The organism is Flavobacterium anseongense, from assembly GCF_021608185.1.
Classification (GTDB): Bacteria; Bacteroidota; Bacteroidia; order Flavobacteriales; family Flavobacteriaceae; genus Flavobacterium; species Flavobacterium anseongense.
The window spans coordinates 682,524-693,241 of the sequence record NZ_JAKIHN010000001.1 but is presented as its reverse complement, the minus strand read 5'-3'; the positions used below and the strand labels follow the sequence as shown (position 1 = coordinate 693,241).

General features: G+C 38.0%; 4 protein-coding genes. 1 reads left to right on the top strand and 3 read right to left on the bottom strand.

All coding sequences use genetic code 11. The features are described from left to right. Both L1S35_RS03045 and L1S35_RS03040 read right to left on the bottom strand, forming a co-directional pair. Positions 1-417: PorP/SprF family type IX secretion system membrane protein (locus L1S35_RS03045; RefSeq protein ID WP_236396461.1), on the bottom strand; the 417-nt coding region annotated here is incomplete at its 3' end. 40 nt (positions 418-457) lie between these two features. After that, complete coding sequence (locus tag L1S35_RS03040) at positions 458-8,290, bottom strand: fibronectin type III domain-containing protein (RefSeq protein WP_236396460.1); 7,833 nt, start codon at positions 8,288-8,290, stop codon at positions 458-460. A 204-nt stretch (positions 8,291-8,494) separates the two neighbouring features. Between L1S35_RS03040 and hflX the strand changes: the two genes are divergently transcribed. Further along, positions 8,495-9,718 carry a GTPase HflX gene (hflX, locus tag L1S35_RS03035; RefSeq protein WP_236396458.1) on the top strand — a complete coding sequence of 408 codons (1,224 nt, stop codon included), beginning with the start codon at positions 8,495-8,497 and terminating at the stop codon, positions 9,716-9,718. 9 nt (positions 9,719-9,727) lie between these two features. On the opposite strand, the gene L1S35_RS03030 is transcribed toward hflX, so the two are convergent. Then, positions 9,728-10,516, bottom strand: coding sequence for a THC0290_0291 family protein (locus L1S35_RS03030; RefSeq protein WP_236396456.1), 789 nt, complete (start codon positions 10,514-10,516; stop codon positions 9,728-9,730). Positions 10,517-10,718: the final 202 nt, after the last annotated feature.

The window sequence follows — 10,718 nt, the reverse complement described above, 5'->3', positions numbered from 1 at the left end:
ACCTAAATCGGGTAATGTTGGATAAATAGTATTGAAATCGATTTTGTGCATCGTTGCACCGGCTTTTAAACCAAAGGCTAGTCTATGCTCACCACCTAAGTTAAGCGTATAAGAGAAATCAGCATAAATATTAGTCTCTTCTACCGGTCCAATCTTATCGTTGATTACAGAGAGTCCCAAACCTACGTTTCTGCCAACCGGGCTGTGGATAAAGAATGTTCCGGTTGTAGGAGCATCTTCAATTTCAACCCATTGTTTTCTGTAGAGGAATCCTCCTGATACACTTTCTTTTGAACCAGCATAAGCTGGATTCATCACACTCATATTGTACATATACTGTGTGTAATGCGGGTCTTGCTGTGCTCTTAACTCTGTAATTGCTAAAGCCAATATCGCAATGAAATATACTTTCTTCATTTTGTTTTTGTTTTATTTTGAATGCAAATTATATATTATGTTATTGTGCTCTATTGATGTAAATCCATCCTGTTTTGTTTTCACCGTTATTTCTGTCAATAATGAAATAGTAGGTTCCGTCAGGAAGCTCATCTCCATCATCTGATTTTCCACCCCATTCATTAACATAATTATTGCGTGAGTAAACTTTCATTCCTAATCTGTTAAATATAGTTAACTTTTTAACATCATAACCAGTTAGGTCAAAAGTATCATTTAACCCATCATTGTTAACAGAAATACCTTTTTGTATAATACAGAATACTGAAGCAACATCGAATGGCATTGAGTCGGTTGAACATCCATCAACAGTTACAGTTACAGTATAAACACCAACTTCTGTTATGGTTACACTTTGCTGAGTACCAACCTCTACTCCGGCGGCATTATGCCATGAGAAGGTTGCTGTTTCAGGAGTAAATGAACCATTAGCAGTTAAAATATAATTTACACTTTGACATCCACCAGTAAGTTCAATAGTTACTGGAGGAATTATCATTACTTGGGTTGTTCCCGGAGTTGAAACTTCACAATTGCTGACATTAGGAGTCGCTGTATAAGTAACAGTATATGCTCCAGGTGTACTTGTCAAATCTATAGCTCCTGTCGAAGGATTTATTATCAAACCATTTGTTGAACTAAAGATACCGCCTGTTGTAAATCCAGGATCAAGATTAGGTAATTCAGAACCACTATTAGCACAGAACGGAGTATCATAATCGAAGCCTGTTACTAATGTAACCACTGGTTTTATTTCAAGTAAAAAAGGTGTCAATGTTGTCGCACTTACTCTACAAGAAGCAGGATCAGCAGGAACATCAACAATTATCGAATAAATTCCAGGTGTAGAATTTGCCAAATCAATGATTCCAGTAGTTGAATTAATAGCTAAACCGGTTGATGGCGTAACAGAAAACGTAGCAAAACTACTAAAACCAGCAGCTAGATTTGGAGATAAAGTGGCTTGAGCATTTTTACATATAGGGGTTGTATAAGTAAATCCGATAACTGGAATTATGGTTGGTTTAATTTCAATAGTTGCAGAACTTTGCCCACCAGTTAAACATAAACCAGGATTATTTGCTACAGTATAATTTACTGTATGTAATCCCGTTGTGGAATTCACTAAATCTATTTCCCCAGTTGATGTGTTTACAAATACTAACCCACTAGTTGAAGGATCTTCTGAATATACTCCACCAGTTGTAAATCCTGTAGCAAAACCGCCTGGTGTAGGATTAGGAGTTGCATTTTGACAAACAGGAGTTGTATAGCTAAATCCTGTAACTGCGGTGATAGGATTAAGAGGATTGACAGTTACAGTTACTGGAGCTGAAAAACAACCAGTAGACAAATCTTTAACTACAAGAGTATGATCCCCTATAGCTAAATTACTAAACAGTGTTCCGGTTTGGAATGGCCCATTATCAACACTATACTGATAATTAGAAACTGTATAAGAATAGCTTCCTACATTGGTATAATCTTCCGGATCTAACTCAGTCCAATCTGCAGGATTCCATGACAAACTAGGAACAGTTGAAGTGTTTAATCTTCTATAAGTGTAACCAGTTTGATTACTTGGAGTAAAAGTAGAACCATCTGTTGCACCCCATAAATCAATTTCAACACCTGCAGTTGTTGTTAATCTAATATTATCATTAATATTAACACCACCACAACTTGCCGCGAAAACTTGATCCGGAACCACACCACCTTGATTAGTATTACTTCCAACGGCAACAATATGCACACTATTATTTGGTAAAGTACCGGCCAATTGTAGATCACATGAGAAGTTTTCTGCAGTAGGCGGTGTTCCCCAAGTATAAAACTTCAGTTTGTAATTGTTTAAATTTACACTAGCTCCCGTTCCATTATATATCTCAACATAAGATAAAGATCCGGTATCGGCATCTGTAACTTCAGAGATGAACAAATCGGCAGGAGGCGGATTACCGGCAGATACAGGTGATGTAACCGTAATTGAACCTGATGGTGTTGTACAGGTAGATTGTGTAACTGTATATGTTGGTGCCGGAACAGTATTAATGGTCACATTAAATGATCTTTCAGTAATACAGCCATTTGTACCTACAGCATATATATATACCGGTTGTGAACTCGTAAGAGGAACACTCACATCTAAAGGAGTACCTACTCCACCAGCTGCAGCGTAATAATTGCCAACACCTAACGTTGGTAAAGTGAATGTATCACATGCAGTGACATTAGCCTGTAAAACTATAGGTGAAGCCAATATTTCAACTTGTGTTTGTGTAGAAAAAGGAGGACAACCACCAGTCCCCGGAATAGTATAAGTTACTGTATATAATCCAGGTGTACTAGCAATAGGTATAATATCCCCGTTGATCACATTTAATAATAAACCGGCAGGTGTTGAAGAATACGTTCCTCCAGCCGTACCGTTTCGTAAAACAGATTGCGGAGAGGTTATGCTATTGCAATAGGTTGTTGCAGGGTATGAAATAGTTGCACTTGCAGGAGCTGTAATTATAACAGTTCTTGTAGTGGTAATAAATGGTATTGTACTACAAACACCTCCTATTGTTGTTGCAGAAGTACTCGTAACTACATATGCGCCCGGTGTACTGGCTAACAAATCAATAGTCCCGGTTACCGGATCAATTACTAGTCCAGCTGTTGATGAATATACACCAGCAACCGCACCCGGAGCTAAGACAGGTGTTGGATTAGCAGCGTTTTGACAATAATAGGTAGAAGGATAATTAAATGTGTTTATAGGGAAACAAGCAGTTGTTCCACCACCAGAATTAGTTTGAGTAAATGTTACCGTTCCGGCTTGATTTGAAAAGTTTGTTATCATAATAACATAAACCTCACACAACTGAGCGTTAGGGATACACATAATTTCTTGTGGTGCAGTAGAGTAACTACACGCATGAAGTGTCCCCGGACATCCAGTAGTAGGAGTTGGAATTGGCACAGTTTGCGCTAATGGATTAGCTGGAACACCAGTACAAGCCGTATTCAAATCTGTAAATGGACCCCAAGCCACATAATCCACATCTCTTGGAGTTCCGCCGTTATCAACCTGAGAAATTAAATAACTTAACGGCCCAGCTTGATTTACCTGTAGAAAGAAAAATGCAGGATTAGGCGAAGTAAATAAACAACCTATCTGACCTAAACTAGGAACGTCTGTTGAATTGGCATATGTTACTGTTTGTCCGGTACAAAATGCTGGAGCTTCTGTACAAGGAAGAGTTCCTATACACAAATCAAAGTTTGTAAATACCGGAACAGTACCTGTTGAAAAGACTCTAATATAATATGTTGCTCCAGCAATTAAGCCAGCACCTGAATTACAGCCAACTTGAGTTAAACCATTACAATCACCTTGATAAATAGCGTAACTTAAAGCAGTAGCAGGAGTAACGTTATTGAATGAAATTATATGAGTAATAGAAGTCGCCGTAAAGGTAAACCAAACATCGTCATTAGCAGCGCCTGCACCTCCACAAGTCGTGGCAGGAAGAGATGCTGTTGCACCGGATAATGTACCACTAGTGGTTTGAACGCAATTTAAATTTTGATTAACGATTGCAAATGTCGCATTAGCACACTCATCATTAACAGGCAGTGCTGCAAAATTAAATGCTGACCATTCACTTGCGTCTGTTGGAGAGCAAATTGCTCTAACATAAAACACATAAGCTGTTCCTGCAGTTAATCCATTTGCAATGTATGGACTTGTTGCCGGAATACCAGGACCAGTTGGAACAGGTGAGCCAGCTGGCAATATTAATATTTCCCAAGCTGTTGCTGTCGATCCATCAGGATTAGGGAGCTGAGTCCAACTCAAAACAGCAGAAGTCTGAGTTACACTAGTTGCTGTTAGTGAAGTTGGTCTAGCGCAAGTAGGTGCTGGAGAACAAGTTACATTTGCAACCCACCCAGGATTATTAACGGAACCATCACTTCTGAAAACAAACGTTAAACAGCCTTCAGGACTTGTTGATGTAAATGGTCCCGGAATTGCAGTTCCCCAATATGACCCAGGAATACCTCCAGGAACATTGTTAGCAGGATTCGCACTTGCAATTTGGGTAGCCGGATTAACGGTATTACCATCATAAACATAAAGACCATCCCAGTTTGCCTCAGTATTAAATGCAGTAAATGTTACGGTTACTATTTCACCAGGATTTGTTGGACAAATAATGGTAGTAATATTTGAATTGTTTGCATAATTCCCCGAAGGGCCTCCTGCATCTACAAAGGTACCTCCACAAACAGGTGGAGCTACTAAAGTTGTTATTGTTCTTGGACCTCCCCAAGTACTAATGTCGGTTACACTACATACAGCTCTTATATATATATCATAGCATGTTGATGGAGTTAATCCGGTAAGTGTGAACGGATTTGAAGTAACATCAACAAACCCTGTTGAAGCTGCATCTGGTAATGGAGAACCGCAAGGTAATGCTAAAACTTGCCAAGCTGATGCTACACTAGTATCCGGGTTTACAGGTTGTGTCCAGTTTAATACAACTGAATTATGTGTAATGTTGGCAGATGTAATTGCTGTTGGAGTTCTACAAGTTGCCGGAGGGGCACAAGTTATAGTAGAAACCCATCCAGGATTATTAATCGATCCATCACTTCTAAATCTAAATGTTAAACAACCATCAGCACTCGTAGAGGTAAATGGACCAGGAATAACAGTTCCCCAATATGATCCGGCTAAACCACCAGGTACATTAGCTGCAGGATTCGCACTTGCAATCTGAGGTGCAGCAATTGAATTACCATCGAAAACATAAAGACCATCCCAGTTCGCTTCAGTATTAAACGCAGAAAAAGTAACTGTTACAACATCACCAGGAGTCGTCGGACAGATGGTTACAGTTGAATCTGAATTATTTGGATAATTTGCTGTAGGTCCACCCGCATCAACAAAATTCCCACCACAAACAGGTGGAGCAACTTGAGTTGTAAAAGTTGTAGGTCCACCCCAGGTACTTCTGTCAGTACTTGAGCAAACGGCACGTATATATACATTATAACATGTTGCCGGAGTCAATCCAGTCAACGTAAATGGATTTGTAGTAACATCAACATACCCAGTTGCAGAAGCATCTGGTGCTGGCGAACCACAAGGCAATGCTAAAACTTGCCAAGCCGATGCTACACTACTATCCGGGTTTACAGGCTGTGTCCAGTTTAATGTAACTGAGTTGGAAGTAACAGTATTATTTGTTATTGCTGTAGGAGCTATACAAGTTGGTGGCGGTGCACAAGTTACACTAGCAGCCCATCCGGCAAATGTACCACTTCCATCAGTTCTGAATCTAAAAGTTAAACAACCGTCAACACTTGAAGAAGTAAAAGGGCCAGGAATTACTGTTCCCCAATAAGACCCCGCTAATCCTCCAGGTACATTTCCGGCACCATTCGCACTGGCAATTTGTGGAGATGTGATGGAATTACCATTAAAAACGTATAATCCATCCCATGTAGCTTCGGTATTGAACGCAGAAAAAGTAACCGTTACAACTTCACCCGGAGTAGTCGGGCAAATGGTTACAGTTGAGTCTAAATTATTTGTGTAATTCGCCGTTGGTCCCGCAGGATCATAAAAATTACCACCACAAGCAGGTGGTGCAATTTGAGTTGTTATTGTCACTGGACCAGACCAAGTACTTGGTAAAGGAGAACATACAGCTCTAACATATATTGCATAACATGTATTAGGAGTTAATCCGGTTAGTGTAAATGGATTTGTTGTTGCAGTCACAAAACCTGTTGAAGCCGCATCTGGCGCTGGAGAGCCACAAGGTAATGCTAAAACTTCCCAAGAAGTAGCAACTGAAGCATCAGGATTTGCAGGTTGTACCCAGTTCAATGTAACTGAAGTTGAAAGAACAGCAGAGGATGCAAGAGCTGTTGGTGGTCTGCATGTTGGCGGTGCAGCACAAGTTATGTTTGCAACCCAACCGGCAGCATTAGTAGTTCCATTTGAGGTAAATACAAATGTTAAACATCCTGAAGCTGCAGAAGATGTGAATGAAGGAGGTAAAGTAGTACCTGATAAGTTTGCTAATAAAGTAGCAGTGGCATCATCACCATCATATATTTTTAAAAAGTCGGTATTAAGCTGTGTATTAAACGCAGTAAAAGTTACTGTAACAACATCTCCTGGGTTAGTAGGACAGATGGTTGTAGTTTGATTAGCATTATTAGGATAATTTGCAGTTAACCCACCAGTGTCAACAAAATTACCTCCACAAACTGGCGGTGCTAATTGTGTCGTAATTGTTGCCGGCACTGCTGTCCATCCACTAGTCGTTGGCCCGCTACATACCGCTCTTACATATATATTATAACATGTTGCAGGAGTTAGTCCTGTTAGTGTGAACGGATTTGAAGTCGCATCAACATAACCTGTTGAACCAGCTGTTGGTGGAAGCGAACCACATGGTAAAGCTAAAACTTGCCATGCAGTTGCCACACTTGTATCAGGATTTGCAGGTTGTGTCCATCCCAAAATAACAGAATTGGTTGTAATAGTATTACTAGTTAAGGCAGTAGGAATTCTACAAGCAGGAGGAGGATTACAAGTTACATTACTTGCCCAACCCGAAGCAGTTGTAGTTCCATTTGAGGTAAACACAAATGTTAAACACCCTGAAGCCGAAGATGCAGTAATTGCAGGAGGTAATGCTGTTCCGGTTAAACTCGCTAACAATGGGGCAGTTGCATCAGGACCATCATAAACTCTCAAAAAGTCTGTATTGTTTTGAACATTGAATGCAGTGAAAGTAACAGTCACTAGATCTCCTGTATTGACAGGGCAAATTGTGGTAGTCAGATTTTCATTATTAGAATAATTACCTCCAATACCACCAGAATCTACAAAGTTACCCCCACAAACAGGCGGAGCTACTAATGTTGTAAAATTTGGGGAAGCTACGGACCAAGGACTCGAAAATCCAGTGGTACATATTGCTCTTACATAAAATTTATAAGCAGTATTTGGAAGCAATCCGGTTACTACATAAGGGAAGGTAGTTGTTGTATGCGTTGCAACTCCGGTTGGAGTTCCGGATGCTAGTACAACTTCTATTTCCCACCCGTTTACCGGTCCATTAGGATTTGTCCAGTTTAAGGTAGCTCCATTTGCAGTTATTACAGAAGAAGCCAATCCTGTTGGGGTTAAACATTGTGCATCAATACTAACATCATCTATTAACCATCTATCACCACCAATATTACCGTCAGGTTGGGTAAATACTTTTACAAAGGCTACATAAACGAATTGACCAGCAAAAGCGGTTCCTAAATCAACGGTTTTTTCTGTATAGATATTAAAGTTGGAGGTTGGAGTAATTAATTCATCCTCTGACCATTGTTGCACTAATACATAGTCATTAGGGTTAGTTTGCGATCCGGTAGCTACAGAGGCTACTTTTATCTGGTAAATAGTTCCTTGGTTTCCACTGGTAAACATTCTTGTGTAAAAATGTAATACTCCATTGGTTGGAATTTGCACAGGTGGCGTTGCCAAATATTCTTCGGAAGTATTTCCGGCACCAATGTTTTCCCTGTTAACATAAGCAGCGTTAACTCCATTGTATACAGTAGGAGGAGAGGTTGATGCGCTATTAATTTCCCAGTTCACACTAGACCCGCTAGTATCAAATACGGCCCAATTTCCTGTTCCTAAAGTCCAGTTAGTGGAAGGAGGAACATCAGGACCTGTAGTGTTTTCAAATCCTTCCAAAGCCAACTGAGAATAGCCGCTTATAGAGAAGAATAAGAACAGTAGTAGTAAAGTAATTTTTTTCATGAAATGAAAATTTTGAGTTGTTTTGATTAATTTTTTTTAGGATTTTGAAGCCCAAATTTAGTAAATTTTATGAATTATTTGTGAATTGTTTCCGAAAAATCCAGTTTTAACTAAAACGACGGCCTTTGTCACTAAGAAAGAAAGACTATTTATATGTTTTTTTAATTTTCAAATGTTTAATTTTGTCGAAGAACAAAAAAGCAAATGTTAGAAAAAGAAGTTATTAATTTTGAAAGGACTGTAATAGTTGGAATAGTTACACAAAATCAAAATGAAGAAAAATTAACAGAGTATTTGGATGAGTTAGAGTTTTTAACTTATACTGCTGGTGGTGAAGTCATTAAAAGATTTTCGCAAAAATTAGAGAGACCAAATCCTAAGACCTTTTTAGGAACCGGAAAGATGGACGAAATTAGTTTATTCATTAAAGAAAAAAATATTTCGACAGTGATTTTTGATGATGAATTGTCTCCATCTCAACAAAAGAATATTTCTAAAATCCTTGATTGTAAAGTGCTGGACAGAACCAATTTGATTCTGGATATTTTTGCACAAAGAGCAGAAACTTCTTATGCAAGAACCCAAGTAGAATTAGCACAATGCCAATATTTATTACCAAGACTTTCCGGAATGTGGACGCATTTAGAACGTCAAAAAGGAGGAATCGGTCTTCGTGGTCCGGGCGAAACAGAAATAGAAACTGATAGAAGGATTGTTCGCGACAGAATAGCTTTGTTAAAGGAAAAAATAAAAACCATAGACAAACAAATGTCTGTCCAAAGAAGTAATCGTGGTGCAATGGTCAGAGTTGCTTTGGTTGGTTATACCAATGTTGGGAAATCGACTTTAATGAATGTAATTAGCAAAAGTGAAGTTTTTGTCGAAAATAAATTATTCGCTACTTTAGACACTACTGTTCGTAAAGTTGTTATTCGAAATCTGCCTTTTCTGCTTTCAGATACCGTTGGGTTTATTAGAAAACTGCCAACTCAATTGGTAGATTCTTTCAAAAGTACGTTAGATGAAGTCCGCGAAGCAGATTTATTATTACACGTTGTTGATATTTCGCACCCTGATTTTGAAGAACATATAAGCTCCGTGAATCAGATTTTGCAGGATATAAAGAGCAATGATAAACCAACGATAATGGTGTTTAATAAAATCGATGCATTTAAAAATCAAGAAATTGAAGCCGATGATTTAATTACCGAAAAAACATCAAAGCATTACACTTTAGAAGAATGGAAAACGACTTGGATGAGTAATGTTGGAGAAAAAAACACCTTATTTATTTCGGCCACTAATAAAGAGAATTTTGAAGAATTCAGAGAAAAAGTATACGAAGCTGTGAGAAAAATTCACATAACAAGGTTTCCTTATAACAAATTTTTATATCCGGATTATAAAGATGCTGTCGAAAAAGAGTAGCGTAAATTTCTATTGAAGATAATAAATATACCCAACATTAAACCAAACATTCCAATCGTTGGCTCTGTTCTCAGTATAAATTGTTGGATCCGGATTCAAACCGTCAACCCAATTAGAGAAATAATATTGCCATCTTAAATCAACCATCAAATCAGACAGTTCACTTAATTTATATCTACAACCAATACTGGAAACTATAGACCAAACAGTTCCGCCGTCATTTGTTGTGGCATCATAATATTTAATTGGTGTTGAAATAGGCGTATTCAAAGGGCCAAGTTCTGACCAAGCTCTTGGATCGTAAAAACTAAATTGTCCACCCAAACTAATAAAAGGGGCAAACGAACCTAAAGTAGCCGTAAATTCTCGAATACTCAACGGGAAAAACTCCAATTGCATACCAACATTAGTAACAGCAGTACTACCTCTCATTGCTCTTAATTGATTGGCCATTAAACTGGTTCTGCTATCATCAACCCATCTTCCAAAATGTTGCAATTCGGTTTTGTTGTATGACAACTCACTTCTTAATTTAAAGTGATCATTAAAATAAGTTTCCGGAGTATAACAATTACACTCAGCTTTATAAGAAAAATTCAAATAATGAATTATCCCAATACCATAACCGGTATTCCCGGCATTGGTAGCAAAATCATGACGCTCACCATAATCCGACTGAAAAGCAACTGGACCAAGTATGGCACCAATTTCGTGGGAAAATCCAAATTGAGCATTTACGCTATTTGACAAACCAAATAACAGTAGTAAGGTTATGATAAAATTTTTGGGCTTTTGCATACTAATTAGTTCAAATCTCGACAAATATATAAAAACATCAATCAGTTATAAAAAAAAATAAAAAATACTTGATTTATATACGAAAAAATAAGTAAAAAGTTTTAAATGCCATTACTTTAATAGGTTTATTCAAGTTTTCTTGACATAAGTATAAAAACAATGAGAATTTAAAAAAAATAACAGCATTATTTGAATAAAATGT

Coding starts and splice junctions, on each gene's coding strand:
- L1S35_RS03030 (WP_236396456.1), bottom strand. CDS start 10,516: ATGCAAAAGCCCAAAAATTTTATCATAACCTTACTACTGTTATTTGGT.
- L1S35_RS03040 (WP_236396460.1), bottom strand. CDS start 8,290: ATGAAAAAAATTACTTTACTACTACTGTTCTTATTCTTCTCTATAAGC.
- hflX (WP_236396458.1), top strand. CDS start 8,495: ATGTTAGAAAAAGAAGTTATTAATTTTGAAAGGACTGTAATAGTTGGA.